The following is an 18,217-nucleotide window of genomic DNA, read 5'->3' on the forward strand; positions in this document are numbered from 1 at the left end:
ATGGGATTTTAAAACTGTTGTATACAATAGTTTTGAGTCCTGTTCGTCCAACCTGCCTAGCGCTCTGTGGTAATGAAAAACGTGGATCTCGATACCCCTTATGCCGACCTGACACCTGAGTGTCTTCTCAACGCGATCGATAGCCTCGGAATGCGCTGCGATGGACGGCTGCTACAGTTGAACAGTTTCGAGAATCGCGTCTACCAAGTCTGGCTCGAGGACGGCAGCCAGCGCATCGCCAAGTTTTACCGGCCCGGTCGCTGGAACGATGCGGCCATCCTCGAAGAGCATGCATTTACCATCGAGCTCGCGGAGCGGGAGATTCCCGCTGTACCGCCGCTGTCGTTCAGCGGACAAACGCTGCATCATTTCCAGAATCATCGTTTCGCGCTATTCGCCAAGCAAGGCGGAAGGTCGCCTGATCTCGAGCGAGAAGATAGGCTCGAATGGCTGGGGCGTTTCCTCGGACGCATCCATGCGGTCGGTGCAAGCCGAGAGTACCAATCACGACCCTCTCTCGACATCCAGAGCTTCGGTATTGAGCCACGCAATTTCCTGGTTGACGGCGACTGGCTGCCCGAGGAATTACGGCCGGCTTGGATCAGCGTCGCCGACCAAGCACTTGATGGCGTGAATCACGCCTACCAACGCGCTGGTGACGTCCAGATGCTGCGACTGCATGGCGATTGTCATCCCGGAAACCTCCTATGGACCGACGATGGTCCGCATTTCGTCGACTTCGACGACAGCCGCAGCGGACCCGCGGTCCAGGATCTGTGGATGCTGCTCTCGGGCAATGAGGTGGAGGTGCGAGGTCAGCTTGCGGCACTGCTGCGCGGCTACGAGACATTCCATGAATTCGATGACCGCGAACTGCATCTCGTCGAAGCGCTACGCACGCTGCGCTTGATCCACTACAGTGCTTGGATCGCCCGCCGCTGGCACGACCCTGCCTTTGTCGCAGCCTTTCCTTGGTTCGGCAGCGTCCGCTACTGGCAGGATCGTATTCTTGAACTGCGCGAGCAGGTGGCATTAATGCAGGAACTGCCGTTGATCTGAGCTTGGGCTTTGACAGTAAGGTCGCCTGGGAAACAGCAGCCAGCTGGTCGCCACGTTCTATCGGACCGTTAACTTGCCCCATACGTGCCAAGTGCGGTAGTTCATGCTGATAGTGAGGATAGTCTGCTCTTCGGCCTTTGGCCGATAAGCCCATGGAGTCACATAAGACACACTGAGCAATTCAGCCCGTTGTTTATCCCCCTGAAGGTTGCTTCCGAGAAAACGGCTTAGGTGCTGGAGTTGCCTCTATCCTCACCGCAGTGTCACATCAATATTTGCAATCAAATCGCAATAAGCATTAACATGCCGGCCATGAAAAGGTTTCTCCGCCTGGCTGTTTACTTCCTGATGCTCTCGCTCGCGAGCAATGCAGTCGGCTGGACGTTTAACAAAGAAGCTGTAGCCGACGTGTGGTTCGACGAGCAGCGCAGTTCGGTTGTGGATGACGTAAACCTTTCAACTGACCACGAAGCATTCAAGACCGTTACACCCGAAAAGCCATGCGATCACTGGTGCCATGCCATCGGCCATTTCATGGGATTGCCAAGTCAATCGACCTTTGGGATTTCGAAGTGCCTTGACGATCACCCCGTCCAACTGACGGCAACCTTTCAGCAATCTTCCCCCGACGATCTTTTTCGTCCACCCAGAACAACTCTCGCCTGATCCGGCGGGACGTGTCTTGTTATATCGCTTAGCTCGTGCTTAGCGGCTTCTGACGTCTCGCCGAATTCCAACTTCGTTCAGTCGGGAGAATTCGATGATTAGATTGTTATTGCCGCTGGGGTTGGCGGTGCTGTATTTCAACCCCGCCTTTGCACAACCAGCTATCGCGCCTACGAGGACATCCGAGGTCCTATTATCGGCAAAGGAGCAGAAAGTCTGGACGCTCGAATCGGCAACCCGTCGCGTGCTGGAAGTGGCGCCGGAACGCCGGCAGTCCGACGCAGCAGTGGATATGCGCCAGGAGGAATTGATTCAGGCGGGAGCTTGGCCCAATCCAAGCATCGACCTGCGGGCGGATAACAGAATCGGGCAATTGAACGGGCAAGGAGGAACGGGGCTCGCACAGTTGGCGCTCTCCCAGCCGCTTCCTTTACGCCGGATTGCACGTCAACGTGCCGCAGCCGAGTCAGGACTTTCGGCAGCGCAAGCCAACCGCCAGGCCCAGTCTCTGCTGCTGGAACATGAAGCGGCCCTCGTCTTTCATGCGGTGCAATTCGCCGCAGCGAAACGCCAGTTAGCCAAAGAGCGCCTGGAATTTACCAATAATTTCGCAGCAGGCCGGATAGCGAGCTATGGAGATCGCCTGAAGCGCTACCTGAGTCCTCTTGAACTCGGGCGGCTCGCAATCATGCGCGAGGATGCCCGTCAGGGGACCATCCTGGCCGAACGCGACTATGAGGATGCCCGCATCGGGTTCAAGAATCTGCTGGGTCTTGCGGACGGAGCCGCCGAGACCACGCTTCTGACTCTTCCGGCTCGTCCATCTTCGTTCGATGTCTTCGCTCGCGAACTCGATCGCCATCCCGCCATCGAGACCGCGCGCCATGAGACGGAGGCAGCAAGGGAAGGAATCGAAGTGGCCGAATCGCAGCGTTATCCGGATCCCGTGTTGAAACTGTTCCATGACCGGGATTTCAACAACGGCGCAACGATTAACGTGATAGGAATAGGCATCGGCATGGAGATTCCGATCCTGAACCGGAATCGCACTTCGGAAGGCAAGGCCAGGGCCGAGGCCGAAGCAAGCCGTGCACGTTACGAGGCTCTGATGCGCGACGCCAGGATGCGTCTGGAGCAGGCATACGCGCAACTGCTTCGCCTGCAGAACCAGACAGAGCAGGTGAATGCGAACCTGATTGAACCCGCACGCAAAGTCTTCGAACTGACGCGTCGCAGTTTTGCCGCAGGCGAGTCCAACGTCCTTGCGCTGGTGGATGCGAACAACGCCTACTTCGATGCTCGCGCCCGTTACCAGGAGTTGTTGCAGGCATGCGCGCTGGCCTCGGCCGATCTGCGGCTTGCCGCCGGATTGTCCCTCGTCGGCGGGAAGGGGGAACAGCCATGATTGCCGCGCTCATCCGATTCGCACTAATTCAACGCCTGATGATGTTGATCATCGCCGTCGCGGTGGTCGCCGGCGGCCTGTGGTCATTCCGCACGCTACCCATCGACGCATTCCCCGACATTTCGCCGCCGCAAGTACAGGTGCTCGTCAAGGCGCCGGGTCTTGCGCCGACCGAGGTCGAATCGCGCATCGCCTTCCCGATCGAGATGGAGATGCAGGGCATCCCGCGCCTGAAGCTCCTGCGTTCGACCACCAAGTACGCAATATCCAACATCGTCATCGACTTCGAGGACGGCACCGACATCTATTGGGCGCGCCAGCAGGTCGCGGAGCGCCTGAACCAGGCCAAGGGCGCGCTGCCCCAGGAGGCCGAAGTGGTGCTCGCACCGATAGCCACCCCCTTGAGCGACATCTACATGTATCGCCTCAGGGGAGACGGCTATTCGAGCAGCGAACTGCGCAGCATCCAGGACTGGGTGATCCGCCCGCAGCTGCGCGCCGTGGACGGCGTGGCTGACGTGAACTCGATGGGCGGGCTGGTGCGCGCCTTCGAGGTGCGCCCCGATCCTGGCAAACTCGCCGCACAGGGTTTGGCCATCGACGATCTGGAACGCGCCATCGGGCGCAATAACCGCAATGCCGGCGGCGACCGAGTCAACCGCGAGGACAAGATGCTGCTGGTGCGCACCGTCGGGCAGCTCAGGAATGCCGACGACATCCGCAGCATCACCGTGGTGACGCGCGGCGGTTTGCCGTTGCGCATCGGCGATGTCGCAGAGGTCGCGGAGGGATCGCTGGTGCGCTATGGCGGTGTCACCGCGGACGGCGCAGGCGAGATCGTGACCGGCCTCACGCTGCTGCGCGTCGGCGCCAACAGCCGCACCGTGGTCGAATCCGTTAAACAGGAACTTGCGCGCCTTGCCCCCACGCTCCCCAAGGGCGTCACCATCGAGCCGTACTACGACCGCACCGATCTCATCAACGCTGCGGTGCTCACGGTGGAGAAGGCGCTCGGCGAGGCAGTGGTGCTGGTGATCCTGGTGCTGATCGTGCTGCTCGGCAACCTGCGCGCGGCGCTCACCGTGGCGCTGATCCTGCCGTTGACGGTGCTGTCCACCTTCATCCTGATGAACCTGTTCGGCGTCAGCGCCAACCTGATGTCGCTCGGGGGGCTTGCCATCGCCATCGGCATCCTGGTGGATGCGGCCGTGGTGGTGGTGGAGAACGTCCACACCCAGCTCGTGCATGCACCCAAGGGCGTGAGCCGCTTGCATCTGGTCTATCGCGCCGTGGTCGAGGTGTCCGCTCCGGTGCTGTCCGGCATCCTCATCATCGTCATCGTATTCCTGCCGCTGTTCTCCCTCACCGGGCTCGAAGGCCGCATGTTCGGGCCGCTGGCGCTGACCATCGTGTTCGCACTCCTGGGGTCGCTGCTACTGTCGCTCAGCGTGATTCCGGTGCTGGCGAGTTTCCTCATGCGCTCCGGTGCGCACGGCGAAGACCGCTTGCTGGGGGCGATCAAGCGCGTGTATCTGCCGGTGATGCGATGGGCGCTCGAGTACCGCAAGTCCGCGGTGTTCGGGGCGATTGTGCTGCTCATCGCTGCCGCAGCGTTGTTTCCGTTGATCGGCAAGGAGTTCATGCCGGCGATGGACGAAGGAAAAACGGTGGTGAATCTGGAGAAATCCTCGGATATATCGCTCGAGGCATCTCTCGCACTGGACGCGCCGATCCAGAAAGCGATTCTGGAAATTCCCGAGGTCACCGGCATGATTTGCCGCAGCGGGGCCGACGAATTACGGCTCGACCCAATGGGTTTCTACCAGACCGATTGCTTCCTGCAGACCAAGCCACGCGAGGATTGGGGCTACGGGCTCGAAGCCTTCCAGGAGAAGCTGCGCGAGAAACTCGAACCCTTCGAGGAACTGGGCGTCGAGGCCGGTTTCAGCCAGCCGATCGACATGCGCGTCTCCGAGATGCTGTCCGGGGTGCGCGCCGATGTCGCCATCAAGCTCGTCGGCGACGATTTTGCCGTGCTCGAGGAGCTGTCCGGCAAGATCGAGGAAATCGTCCAGCGCACCCAAGGCGCGAGCGACATATTCCGCGCGCGCCTTTCCGGGCAGGGCTACCTCACGGTCGCCATCGATTCGGCAAAGCTCGCGCGTTACGGCCTCAATAACGAGGATGTGAACGCCGTGGTCGAATCAGCCGTCGGTGGCAAGGTGGTGACCGAGATCATCGAAGGCAGCCGCCGCTTCGGTGTGCTGGTGCGCTACCCGGAAGCCGCACGCGCCTCGCCTGCGGCGATCAAGGAACTCCTCATCAAGACTGCCGGTGGCGCGCTGGTGCCGCTCGGGGAAGTCGCCGACGTGCGCGAGGCCGATGGCCCGGTGCTGATTCAGCGCGAATCGGCGCGGCGGCTAGTCGCCGTGCGCACCAACGTCGAGGGACGCGATGTCGTTGGTTTCGTCGAGGAACTGAGGTCCGCCATCGAGCGCGAGGTGAAACTGCCCGAGGGCTACCACATCGACTACGGCGGGCAATTCGAGAACCAGCAGCGCGCGGCGCAACGCCTGGCGGTGGTCGTGCCAGTGTCGATCGCGCTGATCTTCTTCATGCTGTTCTCAACCTTCCGTTCGGTGCGTCAAGCCGGCCTGATCATCCTGAACATCCCGTTCGCCCTGATCGGCGGAGTGGTAAGTCTCTACTTCTCCGGACTCTATCTTTCGGTGCCGGCCTCGGTGGGATTCATCACGCTGTTCGGCGTGGCGGTGCTCAACGGTGTGGTGATGGTGGCTTATATCAATCAGTTGCGTGAGACTGGGCGCACGGTGCTTCAAGCGGTGCAGGAAGGCGCGGAGCGCCGGCTGCGGCCGGTGCTGATGACGGCGCTCATCGCCAGCCTCGGCCTCGTGCCGATGCTGCTCGCCACCGGTCCCGGCTCCGAGTTGCAGCGGCCACTGGCCGTTGTGGTGATCGGTGGGTTGTTTACCTCGACGCTGCTCACGCTGGTGCTGTTGCCCACACTCTATGCCTGGATCGAGGCGCGTGCCGAGCTGCACATCAGTAATCCCCAAAGGAGCCCCCGATGAAAAATCTTACATTGATCGTGCATGCCGATATTCAGCGTGCGCTTGCGGATACGCTGCACAGCCTTGAGCAGGTGACCGGATTCACGTTCATCCAGGTCGAGGGGCACAGCCCTCAGGATGAATATGACCCGGCGCTTTCCGCGCGCGACCGCGTGATCGGATATACGCCGCACGTTCGCGTGGACATTCTGCTCAAGGACGAGGATGTGGATGATGTCTTGCAGGCGTTGCGCATCGCCGACTGCGGTCTGGCGGGGCGCGGCATCTATCAGGTGACTGCGGTTGAAAAGCAGGGGGCGTTATGACGCGGATGAACTTGCGGCATGAAGAAATCGCCGGCCATGTCGTTTTTCGAACGCTTGATACGGATCAAGTAGCCACAACTTATTGATGAAAGGAAATACCATGAAAAAATCTTACCTGAGCATACTGGCAATCTTGATGTTGACCGGTTGCGCCAGCCCGACTCACCCGTTGGACAAACAAGGCAGTACACCGTTTGTGGGTGGCGAATTGGTGCATGATCGCGGGGAAGGCAACCTCCTTGTGCTGGAAGCGCCGGATCGCCGTTATGAGGCTCGCGGCTTTGCCGTCGATCGCCAGACCAATCTGGCGGAACTGCGCAAGCGCTACTATGGGGTCAATCCGAAGCATTGGAATCGGATTTTTTCCGGTCTCGACACCGAACATGTGGTTTACTCCATCGAGACGGTTGCCAAATCTGCAGATGGACATGAAGTCTCGTGCCGCTTGGGATGGAAATTCAACACCAAGCCTGCGGGAGTGTGCACGGATCAGGCCGGCGGCTCGTTCCCGGTTCGATTTGGGTAACGTTTGAGGATATAGTGGACGGTTGCCGCCCTGGGAAGGGATTGTGCACTTTGGCTTGGAGAAATCCAAGTGTTGTCTAGTTCAACAGGCCAACCGGGCCATATCACGGTAATGATAAAAAAAGGGGGGGGAATGATTCTTCAATATGTTTTTGCCTTGGCGATAGCCATTGGGGGCGTCGGTTCTGTTGTGGCAGCAGAAGAGACGGGACCAGACTGGAATGCGGAGACGCTTACCGGTGATTGGGGCGGCGTGCGCTCTAACCTTTATAACGAAGGAATTGAGCTGGGCTTTACCCACAAGAGCGATGTTCTTTCCAATCTGTCCGGTGGGATCAAGCGGGGCACGGCATGGATGGGCAACACAGAAGCCAGGGTCAAGATGGACCTGGAAAAGCGGTTGGGATGGAAGTCCACTACTGCTTACGTCCAATATCACAGCCAACTCGGCAGCAAATTTAACCGGGATTATGTCGATAGTTTCGTTATCGTGGACAACATCGAGGCGAACAATACGGCCCAGTTTTTTCAGGCCTGGATTCAAAAGGGCTTCTACGATGAAAGTCTGTCCGTGCTGTTCGGTCTGTATGCGATAGATTCCGAGTTCTACGTCAACGATACCTCCGCTGTGTTTACCCAGACTCCCTACGGCATGGCGAATGATCTGGGGGCAGTCGGGCATGAATGCTCCGCCTATCTTCCCGACCGGCGCATTAGGGCTCCGCGTGAAATACACCTCGCAAGATAAGGGCTTCTATGTTCAATATGCACTGACCGATGGCGTTCCAGGTGACCCCAATAACTACCGCGGCACCCATATCCAGTTGAACAAGGGGGACGGGACGCTTTCCATTGTGGAACTCGGGCTCACGCCGCAACCCGATGGGTCGAATGATGGCGAATACTTCAACAAGACGGCTATTGGCTATTGGCGCTACTCCACTCGTTTTAGCGACCTTGATCCACTCAACCCCATACTTCATCCAAGTCAGGGAGCCTATTTCCTGGCGGAACGTACGCTGATGAACGAAAAGGATCATCCGGAACAGGGATTGGCAGGCTTCGTGCGTTACGGCGTCGCCAGCAAGGATATTCATCAGTCGGACTGGACTGGCAGTATAGGTCTGCGTTATCACGGCATGATTGCTGGACGCGACGACGACATCGCTGCCATTGGCGTCACCGTCAGTCATGCCAGCTCAACATTTCAACGACTGAATAACAGCCTGAGCAGCGAAACAAGCACCGAAGCAACCTACCGCATACAGGTCAATCCTTGGCTTGCGGTTCAGCCCACAGTGCAATATGTCCTCCGCCCGAACATGAATCCCGCACGGCAGAACGTATGGATCGCAGGGGCTCGTGTGGAAATCAATTTCTAAGGAGAACCATGCTCATGGGGCGCGGGCGATGAAACAATCGGTCTTCGTCATCAGCAACATGGACTGCCAGGCCAAGCGCCCTGTTATTGCCGATGCCCAGTTTTATCTGTTATGGCGCTCGAAAGAGATTAGAACTTCCGCCATGATTGCGAAAGCGGTCAGGCAATCCGCACCGAGAAGCCGTCATTCGACAAAACACCGTCGACCGACAGATCAGGGGCGATTTTGGCTTCAAAGAGGGCTGGTGAAAGAAGATACTTGGGGCGTAATTGCTTTCACGACATCAAGAGCTTTCTGATTGCGTTGGCAAATCCGATCGCGAAAAGTCGCCGTCCGCGTGTATTTAGTATTTCGCCGTTTTCTCCTTCCTCCCATCCTTCCTGACGAAGAAACTCAGGTGAAATAGCCTGAGCGAGCGCTTCTTTTTCAGTATCGGATAATCCCGCCCCTCCCACGATTTGAACAACTTGCCCTTTCGGCGTTATATTGACATGGCCCGGCAGAACACGTTTATCGATCACGACATTGGCGTTGCTCTTAAGCACCTTAACCTCGCTACGAAGCCGATCTCGTTCTGCAATGATTCCGCCCAGCAAGGCTCTCAGGGCAGGGTCTGCGATCTTCTTTAGCAACTCATTGTCCGATGGTAGTGATTCGCGTAGCTTAGTTTTTGGGGTTTTGTCGGTCGCTGATTCTGCCCATGCCCGAATCAGTGCCTTGAAGTCATCCGAAGTTGTGTTGTAAAGGGCTCGCCTGGACATCCCGCCACGTTCCTCCGACATCCGGCCGACTGTTGCAAGCGAGAAGTCCTTGCTACCCAGTCGATGCAGTTGAGCACATACTTGGTGCATGATTTCTAGGTTCTGTTGTTTTTGTGGTCGCGCGCCAGCTTTCAGGGTCTCAAACAAGTGGTTCGGATCTATGCTGCTCATGAAATCTCTCCGATTATCGGCAAGGAGGTGGGTTTCCCGGCAAGATCATAAACATTGGCCGGCGGACGTTGAGCCGATGGATCATCAAAGAGCGAAGACCAATCATCCTGAAGTCCAAGTTCCACAAGGCTGCGCCCTGATTCGATCATGCCGACTACTTGCCTCAACCCTTGCTTCGGGTTGTCAGGCTGGGCAAGGATTGAAAGATGTTCCATAAATCGGTTTCCTAGGCGTAGTTGTTCGTCCTTGGACAAGGTCATGAACACGGGCTGGACGCCTTCCCTGTAGAGAGCGCTATCGAGCAGCTGGCTTCTGCGCACGATAGCCTCACCTGGATTCTCGTTGGGATAAAGCTCTGCATCCTCGCAAATGCCGGAAAGCTGCAACAACTCCGATTGGGTATCCTCGAAAATCATTTTGAGATCCTGTAACCCGCCCACAGCTACGAGCTGCTGCTTTCCGCATTTACTGCTCTCAGGTTCCTCAATCAGCTTGAAGCAGCGTTTGATGAGTCTGAACGTCGCAATGAGGTCATTGCCCAAATCGTCTGTCTTGGTGATGGCTGATTCCCATAGCGTAGAAACCCGGAGGAGTTCGGCCTGTTCTGTGAAGGGGACATCCGCGAGTTCTGCTTGGTAACGCTTTGCTTTGAGCGCCTCCAGCTTGATTTCGTATCTCTTGGCCACCTTTGTCGCCTCGGTGAGGTGATAACTCAGATTGTTGAAATGCGCCCTCAGCGCATCGATGTAGCGAGGCTCGGTGATGAACCAACGGCACCGAATGCAATTCCCAGCTCCGCCGGGAACAGGGGCGTACACGTTGTTTGAGGCGTCCTTGGTGTTGGAGCGCAGCAGGTCGCCACCATTCAGGCAGCCGCCGATCTTTCCGTTGAATTCATCCGGGGAAGTGTTGCCGCCTACCAGGCACAAGCCGTAGCTGCGAGCCATCCAGCCGGCGGGATTCCTGTCACCCGGCTGGACTGCCAGTGCCGCTTTCACGCCATCGAGATTGTTGATTACGGCACCACGGGTCAACTCATCGTATTCTGCCTCGGCAAGAAACCGTTTCAGGCCGGCTTCTGCCGTTTGGGCCAGCTTCTCGCTGGCGGCATTGAGCACATGCGTCATTTGTCTGACGCCGATCTTGGTGTAGTAGAGCGTCATGATCACTCGGCTATGCCCGGCAACCAGCTTCGAAAGCACGACAAGGGGGACTTCCGCATCTACTGCCAAACAGGTGAGCAGCGACACACGGAGACTGTGCAACGGGTAAAGCGTTGTCCTTGATGTATTGTCGACCACGAAACGCAACGGCTTACCTTCGATCGCAGTCTCTCCTCGACGCGCGCAGCGCTGTTCCAAATCATTCAGCAGCCGGTACCAAAGGGAGAATAGAGTGTCGTCGATAATCGGCTTGTATTTGTCATCATCGTGGGCGGCAGCATCGCGGAACAGGAAGCAGGTATCTGGCATTTTCGCTAACTGGTACTCCGACCTGGGGCCTCTGAGGTGACGGTGATCGAGTTCGCGCCAGCTAATCGGGTGCGGGAGAGGGTTATACTTCTCCTGCCAATTCCTGAGCTTTTCGAGCCAATACAACAGTTCCTGATATTGCCAAGGTATGACATATCCGGTTTCGCCCCCGTCTTTGGCAATGTCCGAGGTCTTGTTGGTGTTGATGTAGAGAGAAGTTCGCACTTCACTCAAATCCAGATCGTTGAACTTCCGGAAAATACCCCGTTCAATGGGTTTTTTTGCCGATCCGGATGCGTGTGGGCTGTCGTTTAACTTCCATCCTTCTGCGGTATAACGCCATGTATCCGCCTCGCCGGAATCCAACATGCGCACTTGGTGTGTTCGCAATGGAAGCATCAGTTTGACCAGCAAAGCGACCGCTCGGGTCGGACTCCACAATTCGAAGATCGTGCGGTTTCCTCTCTTGTAGCTGGTTTTTCTGGTGCGCCATACGCAATCGGGATCATCGCGATCAATTTTATCTTCCGTCACTTCGAACCAGTCGTTGCGAACCCCATAGGCTCCATGGCATACCGTATGCGCCCAGACCCACTCGCGAAAGGTCTTGCCCTGAGCCAAGCGATCTCTCAGCTCAACGATATAACGATAGGGTAACGGGGAGTGTACTGATTCCGTGGGGCGGATTGCTCCCTGCTGGGAGCGGTAGGGAATCGGGTTCCAGAACTCGGGGCTGACAACAGGCTTTCCGTTATCATCCGGCTCAGAAAAGTGCTGTTCGAGCACCCAGTCGAGAAAGAGCCGAACCTTATTGTTCCACTTGATTCCACCATGTGACTGCGGCAGGGATGTTTCATAAAAGTCCGGCAAGGGCTGACTCCGGCGCAAGAGTATTGCTGGCTCCAGGGGTAATCTCAGCCCGTGCAGGTACGTCTTTAAGAAGCATCGCAGGCCGTTAATCCGATCAGCCAGTCCTAACGGCTGCGTGGCGATCCAGGCTGCGGCCAGCAATTTCCATGTATGGAATTCAGGTCCCAGCTCTCGCTCAACCCATCCGAACGATAGGTCGGCGGCAACTGGGACGATACTGCTTCTCTTTCGGCGGGCCATAAAAGTAGTTATTTGAGTTTCGGGTTGGGGCCTGAAAGCAGGCCATCAGGATCGACATCGGTGAAACCGTAAGCAAGCAAGCGTTCGATGTCAAACTCTGGCTTTACGTGCCGACCTTCTGCTGCCATGGTGTCGAGTATCTGCGTTGCCTGATCCAGTGCTCGGGTGACATCGGCCGGATTGGGAGCAACGTAGACTGCTTGGGAACTTAGTGCCTTGTGGTGGAGCGCCTTTTGCCTTAATTGAGCGTCAATGCCACTCCGCATCAGCCTTCGGCCATAAGCGTGGCGATGGCCATGAGGCGTGGTTCCCATGGCCTTGGATGGGATCAACCCAATCCGTCTAACGGCACGGGCATGCGCTTGCTTGTAGTTATCGATGCTATACAAAGCACCTGCTGTTTTGCCTTGTTCGACAACGAAGGCGTACGGATGGAAACGCTGAATATGAATGAGCTCTCTGAGATAGAGATTCCAGAGCTGAAGAAACAGGCGTCCCAACTCCCTCGGGAACCAGTAGGCTTGCATGTAGTATTTGCCGTCCAGGCTAGGGTCCTTCCAGCCTGCCGAACTTTTATCGATCAGTTCGTTGCGCGGACGGAGTGCGTGCTTGGCAGCCAGATACATTGCCCGGTTGCCCTTCACTGGATTGCCATGCTCGTCCAACCAGTCTTCCGGAGCTTCGCCTTCGCTTGGGTGGTGAATGCGAACCAGCGCAATGGTCGGATCAGTGGGGTCTGGCATGACATCGCATAGCCATAGGTGAAAGCATTCAGACAGTCGGAAGCCGGCGCCGTGCATCAGTAACGTTATCAGGCAATCCCGTAACAAAAGCCGCCGGGATGGATCTGGGCTTCCTTTTTCTCCGTAACGGACAAAGCCATTAAGCAGCAAATCACTGAAGTGCTTCTCAGGGAATGCGATGGCATCGTCTCCCATCCCGATCTTGGGAGCCTGCTTGGCCAAGGTGCTCCGGGCCATCCGTGCCTTTCCTTCCGGCATTGCTCTCCAGGTGTGCCCGAGGAATGCCCGATCCTTTCGGCTTGCCCTTGCGGCAATCGCAATGAGTTCATCGTACTTGCTTGCAGTGCGCGCGGGATTGATCTGGTTTGTGCCATGACGTTCGGCCACCCAGTTAGAGAAGTCCGTCAGGCGTGTAAGGATGTTGCCGATGATCCGGTGCTTTTGCGGCCTCCAGTATAAGCCGCTCGGATCGATGCCGTCTGGACCAATCGTTCCGGTATAAAGGCGCTGGATGAAACCATGGAACAGGCTTTCCGGATCAGAATAATGGTGCGCATTGACTTGCATGTAAGCCAGCAGAAGCCTGACATCCTCAACGACCTTGCGCATCCAAGCAAGGCTGCGATCATGCCGTCGCCAGAGCAGATAATCGACTAAAGGGTGAATCGCCCCTTCACTGGTAAGAAGGATGGGGATTTCGGCAACAGCTCCTGTGGAGTCTGATAGGACCTTAGCCCGAATGACTACAAAATCCATCAGTCCCTCCTCAACAAGTCTTATGTAATCTTATGAACATATGACATCACATAACAACTTCGCATGACGGCAAAAATACTGGTTTCATACTTGCCTAACGATGATATCCGATCAAAACTATGTAATCTTATTGTATTCTTGGCACATCATATAACATCTTGGCAACGTGCTGTGGACCGACCTCGGGCCGCACTTCGTGGATTTCGACGACAGCCGCATGGGGCCGGCGATACAGGATCTGTGGATGTTGTTGTCCGGTGAACGCGCCGATCAGTCCCGCCAGTTTTCCGACCTGCTGGCGGGTTACGAGGATTTTTTCGAGTTCGACCCGCGCGAGCTGCACCTGCTCGAAGCGCTGCGCACCCTGCGCCTGATCCACTATTCGGCATGGATCGCGCGGCGCTGGGACGATGCCGCCTTTCCGGCCGCTTTCCCGTGGTTCAACACGCAGCGCTACTGGCAGGACCGCATCCTCGAGTTGCGCGAGCAGATCGCGCTGATGGACGAGCCGCCGCTATGGGTGGCGTAGCGATATTGGTAGCCACGCTTTGCAGACGCGACTGAATTGGCCGGACCCGAAGTGTTCTTGAAAAAGAGAAGCGCACGGTGTCAGCCTCAAGCGTTCGGAACCCGTCGGTAGATATGGATTAATTCGTCTGGCGGGTGCAAAATGCAGCCGCAGGTTTTTCCGCTCAAGACGGGAAAATTTCGTGTCTGCTGACGCAGATTTTGTGCAATGCAGAGTGAATCAAGCCCAAATCGTGTCGCAAGGTTTCATTCGGAGATTTGGCGAGTGGCGGATGTATTGAAGAACCGATCCAGGGAGCAATCATGAAACCCATCAATTGGCCGGCCCCGTTCTATTATGAGTTCAAGGAGGATTTGAACACCTTCGAGAGCGAACCCTGCCTTATCCTGTTCAACGACGGACACGAGTTGCAAGGGAAGTTGACGCGCTTTTCCCCAGCGGAGGGGGTGCTGGAGATATTGACTGCCAATGGCGACATTTCCAGACCGAAGCTTCCTTTCATCGACCAGCTTCATCTGGCCCATCCGGTGACCCTGCAAAAGAAGGCGGGCTTGATAGATGAGAGGCATATCGCTTCATTCGAGCCGTCCGAGAAGCAGAGTTGCTCGGTTGTGTTTACCAACGGCAAGACTCTCGATGGCGAGACGGTCGGTTTCGTCATAGACAAATCGGGGCTCTATCTGTATTTGCCAAAATCGGCGGAATCGGTCATCCGGTATTTCATTCCCGCGCACGCGATCAAGAGCTACCGCATAGGCGAGTCGATCGGCGAGATGCTGATCAAAGAGAATGTCGTCACCCGGAAGGATGTCGAGACAGGGCTGGAGAAGCAGGAACAGTTGCGTAGCAAGCGTATCGGCGAGTACCTGACCGATGAGCAGATCGTTTCACCGGACCAGCTCATCGCGGCAGTCAAGCGACAGACCGGCTCCAATTTGAAGCTCGGCGACGTGCTGATCCGTGAAAAGTTGATCACACCCGAAGAGCTGGACGCGGCGTTGACCAAACAGAAGCTGGACAGGAAAAAAGCGCTTGGCGAGATCATTGTCAGCATGGGCATCGTCGACGAAGACACCATCAAGCGCATGCTGGTAAAAAAACTGGGTATCCCGTTCGTCAATGTCAGGGATTACAGCATCGATCCCAATGCTGTCCGGCTCGTCCCGTTCAACTTTGTCAGCCAATATACGATCATGCCGCTGTACTGCACGGAAAAGACGCTGATCGTCGCGACAGAAAACCCGATGAACTGGCAACCCTTGAACGATCTGAAATTCTTGACCAATCTGCACGTGGTGCCGGTCATGGCGACGAAGGATGACATCCTTCATGCTATCAAACAGTTCTACAAGGAGGAGAGTGCACAACAGATCGATGATCTGGCTTCCGAATTGGTCCTTGACGAGGGTGAGGAGGTGCCATCCGAGGAGGGGGTCGCAGAGTCGGACAACACGCTGGTCAGGCTGGTCAACAAAGTGATTCTCGATGCCTATAACCAGGGCGTTTCCGACATCCACGTCGAGACCTATGCCGGGAAGCGCAATACGATCATCCGGTTCCGCATCGACGGGACGCTCAGCAAATATTTCGAGTTTCCGCCCAATTTCAGGAATGCGCTGATCTCAAGAATAAAGATCATGGCGAAGCTGGATATTTCCGAAAAACGCAAGCCGCAGGACGGGAAGATCGAGTTCAAGCTTCGCGGAGCAGAAAAGATCGAGCTTCGTGTCGCGACCGTCCCGACGGCCAACGGCCTTGAGGATATCGTCATGCGGGTGCTTGCCGCTTCCACCCCCATCCCGATCGAAAAGATCGGCCTTGATCCTGCTGTGCTGGACAGGATCCAGAAGCTGGTCGTGAAGCCCTATGGACTGTTCCTGGTTTGCGGGCCGACCGGATCGGGAAAAACGACATCGCTGCATTCGATACTCGGATTCATCAATACTCCGGACAGCAAAATATGGACGGCGGAAGATCCCATCGAGATCACCCAGGACGGGCTGCGCCAGGTTCAGGTGAACGCGCGCATCGGTTGGACTTTTGCCGCAGCCATGCGCAGTTTTTTGCGCGCCGATCCGGATGTCATCATGGTCGGCGAGATGCGCGATATCGAAACCGCGAAGATAGCCATCGAGGCCTCCCTGACCGGCCATATGGTCTTTTCCACGTTGCACACGAACAGTGCGCCGGAAAGTACGGTGAGACTGCTCGATCTGGGAATGGATCCGTTCAATTTTTCTGATGCGCTGGTGGGTATTCTTGCGCAGCGGTTGGCCAAGCGCTACTGCGAGCATTGCAGAAAAAGCCGCATTGCATCGGTGGGCGAAATTCGGGAATTGGCCGGGGAATATTGTCTGGGTACCCTGCTCGATCCGGAAGCCGTATACCAAAGATGGCAAAAGACCTATGCCAACCAAGCCGGAGAATTCCTGCTCTATTCCGCTATCGGATGCACGGAATGTGGCGGTACGGGATACAAGGGAAGAGTGGGGCTGTACGAGTTCCTTGAGGCGACCGCGCCAATCAAGAAACTGGTCCAGAGAAGGGCTGCCGTCGAGGAACTGCTTTCACTGGCCATCGAACAGGGCATGCATACCCTGAAGCAGGACGGGATCGAGAAGATATTGCAGGGGCATACGGACATTTTTCAAGTCAGGGCGGTTTGCAGTTGAGTGCGTCTTGAAAAACGGGCGGGACTTCCGGACCGGGCTGGGACCCGCTCCACCATCCTAAGTTACGGTGCGGCGATGATTTCATGCCTCCGGGAGACGATCCCTCGGGGGCAGTGGCACTGTTTCCGCCAACACGCTTCGGCGGATGTTGACATCCACAAGCAAAGGGAAATACCATTCGCGCCACTTGGCAAACATGCTGAAAGGCATGGGCGCAAAGTCTCCGGCCTACGGGAAACTAAGGTAGCGGGACTGCTGCAGGAAGTTTCTCTCCTGTATCGCTCTCCGGTTTCCCATGCGGTCTGAACAAACACGAATTTCCGGCACGCCTGCCACAGGACGCATGTACGGCGTGGTTCTTTGTCTGATGGGCAAGGGGGGCAAGTATGACCGAACTGTTACAACGCGATGCCGGTTCTTCACCTCAATCGGCCTGCGAGAATTGCATCCATACTTTCCGGAAAAAGGAAAGCAAGGATGAGGTCGTATGCATCCCGCACCTGAAAACCATGCTGGCCAGGCATCCTCACGTATGCGATCTGTATGTGAACAAGACGCGCAAGCGTTCATCACGATAAGGTCGGCATTCGGATACTCACCTGCGTCTGCGTGCCGGGCAGAAACGGTCCCGTTATTTGACCGGCAACATCGTTGATATGGCACGGAGCATGCGGATTCCGGCCTGCCACGGAGTTTTTATCAAGCCTTGTTCGCGCTGATCTGCTGGAACAGTTCCAGCCGGCGCGCATCGACCTTTCCTGCCGCGACCGCCTCGCGCAGCGCGCAGCCGGGTTCGTGGGAATGATGGCAGTCGTGGAAGCGGCACTGCCCCAGATATCGCGCGAACTCGACGAACCCCTGTTCGATGCCGCCCAGGCTCAGGTGGTGCAGGCCGAAGGCCTGCACGCCGGGGCAGTCGATCAGCGCACTGGTCTCGTCCATCCGGTACAGGCGCGCGTGGGTGGTGGTGTGCTTGCCGGAATCCAGTGCGGCGGAGATCTCGCGCGTGGCGGCCTGCGCATCGGGCAGCAGCGCGTTGATCAGCGTGGACTTGCCCATGCCGGACTGGCCGACCAGCACACTGGTGTGGCCGGTCAGGAAGGGGCGTAACGCGGACACGTCCTGTTTTGCGCTGAGTTCCAGCACGCGGTAGCCGATGGCGCGATAGGGGGTGAGCCTTGAACGCGCCGCTTCGGCCGCTTGCGCCAGATCGCACTTGTTCAGCACGATCAGCACGTCCAGTTTCTGGTCGAACGCCGCGACCAGACAGCGCGCCAGCAGCTCGTCGCTGAACGACGGTTCTGCGGCGACCACCACGACGATCTGCGTGACGTTCGCGGCGATCAGCTTTTCGCGGTAGGCGTCGGAGCGGTGCAGCAGCGAACGGCGCGGCTCGATGCGTTCGATCACGCCCTGTCCGTCGGCGGTGCGCTGTATCTCGACCCGGTCGCCGCACACCACTTCGCTCTTCTTGCCACGCGTCAGGCAGGCCAGTTCGCTGCCGTCCGCAAGGCGCGCCAGATACTGGCGGCCGAACGCGGCAATGATCTGTCCTGTCGTTTTCAAGCG

Annotated in this window: 15 protein-coding genes, 1 pseudogene and 1 riboswitch; of the genes and pseudogenes, 12 read left to right on the forward strand and 4 right to left on the reverse strand. The window is 57.1% G+C overall.

Annotation, left to right across the window (positions count from 1 at the left end; translation table 11 throughout):
* Positions 1 to 72: 72 nt before the first annotated feature.
* From IPM27_10765 to IPM27_10805, 9 genes are all read left to right on the forward strand, one after another.
* Entirely contained in the window at positions 73 to 1,059 is a 987-nt protein-coding gene (locus IPM27_10765) for a serine/threonine protein kinase (GenBank protein ID MBK9162022.1), read from the forward strand.
* Between the two features lie 303 nt (positions 1,060 to 1,362).
* A complete protein-coding gene (locus IPM27_10770) occupies positions 1,363 to 1,725 on the forward strand; it encodes a hypothetical protein (GenBank protein ID MBK9162023.1) in 363 nt (120 codons plus the stop codon).
* Between the two features lie 103 nt (positions 1,726 to 1,828).
* Positions 1,829 to 3,130, forward strand: coding sequence for a TolC family protein (locus tag IPM27_10775; GenBank protein MBK9162024.1), 1,302 nt, complete (start codon positions 1,829 to 1,831; stop codon positions 3,128 to 3,130).
* Positions 3,127 to 6,222, forward strand: a complete 3,096-nt coding sequence (locus IPM27_10780; GenBank protein MBK9162025.1) for an efflux RND transporter permease subunit — start codon at positions 3,127 to 3,129, stop codon at positions 6,220 to 6,222. Before IPM27_10775 ends, IPM27_10780 begins: the two co-directional genes overlap by 4 nt.
* Positions 6,219 to 6,527, forward strand: coding sequence for a DUF3240 family protein (locus IPM27_10785; protein MBK9162026.1), 309 nt, complete (start codon positions 6,219 to 6,221; stop codon positions 6,525 to 6,527). The genes IPM27_10780 and IPM27_10785 overlap by 4 nt, the downstream gene beginning before the upstream one ends.
* A 100-nt stretch (positions 6,528 to 6,627) precedes the next feature.
* Positions 6,628 to 7,053, forward strand: coding sequence for a hypothetical protein (locus IPM27_10790; GenBank protein ID MBK9162027.1), 426 nt, complete (start codon positions 6,628 to 6,630; stop codon positions 7,051 to 7,053).
* A 132-nt stretch (positions 7,054 to 7,185) separates the two neighbouring features.
* The gene (locus tag IPM27_10795) at positions 7,186 to 7,800 is read left to right on the forward strand and encodes a carbohydrate porin (GenBank protein ID MBK9162028.1); all 615 of its coding nucleotides are present in this window, start codon (positions 7,186 to 7,188) and stop codon (positions 7,798 to 7,800) included.
* Positions 7,733 to 8,434: a carbohydrate porin gene (locus IPM27_10800; protein ID MBK9162029.1), complete on the forward strand. Its 702-nt coding sequence runs from the start codon at positions 7,733 to 7,735 to the stop codon at positions 8,432 to 8,434. Before IPM27_10795 ends, IPM27_10800 begins: the two co-directional genes overlap by 68 nt.
* A 28-nt stretch (positions 8,435 to 8,462) precedes the next feature.
* A complete protein-coding gene (locus tag IPM27_10805) occupies positions 8,463 to 8,732 on the forward strand; it encodes a hypothetical protein (protein MBK9162030.1) in 270 nt (89 codons plus the stop codon).
* Here the strand turns inward: IPM27_10805 and IPM27_10810 are convergent.
* The 3 genes from IPM27_10810 to IPM27_10820 are packed head-to-tail and all read right to left on the reverse strand — an operon-like array spanning position 8,710 to position 13,447.
* A complete protein-coding gene (locus IPM27_10810; protein ID MBK9162031.1) occupies positions 8,710 to 9,366 on the reverse strand; it encodes an alpha/beta hydrolase in 657 nt (218 codons plus the stop codon). The two genes, IPM27_10805 and IPM27_10810, sit on opposite strands and share 23 nt — an antisense overlap.
* Entirely contained in the window at positions 9,363 to 11,948 is a 2,586-nt protein-coding gene (locus tag IPM27_10815; protein MBK9162032.1) for an integrase family protein, read from the reverse strand. The genes IPM27_10810 and IPM27_10815 overlap by 4 nt, the downstream gene beginning before the upstream one ends.
* Before the next feature lie 8 nt (positions 11,949 to 11,956).
* A complete protein-coding gene (locus tag IPM27_10820; protein MBK9162033.1) occupies positions 11,957 to 13,447 on the reverse strand; it encodes a site-specific integrase in 1,491 nt (496 codons plus the stop codon).
* Positions 13,448 to 13,607: 160 nt separating this feature from the next.
* Between IPM27_10820 and IPM27_10825 the strand changes: the two are divergent.
* The 3 genes and pseudogenes from IPM27_10825 to IPM27_10835 all read left to right on the forward strand — a co-directional run bounded on the left by IPM27_10825 (position 13,608) and on the right by IPM27_10835 (position 17,226).
* A pseudogene (locus tag IPM27_10825) lies at positions 13,608 to 13,976 on the forward strand (serine/threonine protein kinase).
* Positions 13,977 to 14,278: 302 nt separating this feature from the next.
* Positions 14,279 to 16,648, forward strand: coding sequence for a Flp pilus assembly complex ATPase component TadA (gene tadA / locus IPM27_10830; protein ID MBK9162034.1), 2,370 nt, complete (start codon positions 14,279 to 14,281; stop codon positions 16,646 to 16,648).
* A gap of 179 nt (positions 16,649 to 16,827) precedes the next feature.
* Positions 16,828 to 16,908, forward strand: a riboswitch (cyclic di-GMP riboswitch).
* Between the two features lie 126 nt (positions 16,909 to 17,034).
* Complete coding sequence (locus tag IPM27_10835; GenBank protein ID MBK9162035.1) at positions 17,035 to 17,226, forward strand: hypothetical protein; 192 nt, start codon at positions 17,035 to 17,037, stop codon at positions 17,224 to 17,226.
* Positions 17,227 to 17,347: 121 nt separating this feature from the next.
* Here IPM27_10835 and rsgA read toward each other — a convergent pair whose 3' ends face one another.
* Entirely contained in the window at positions 17,348 to 18,214 is an 867-nt protein-coding gene (rsgA, locus tag IPM27_10840; protein ID MBK9162036.1) for a ribosome small subunit-dependent GTPase A, read from the reverse strand.
* Positions 18,215 to 18,217: the final 3 nt, after the last annotated feature.

This window comes from Nitrosomonadales bacterium (genome assembly GCA_016716325.1).
Taxonomy (GTDB): domain Bacteria; phylum Pseudomonadota; class Gammaproteobacteria; order Burkholderiales; family Gallionellaceae; genus Gallionella.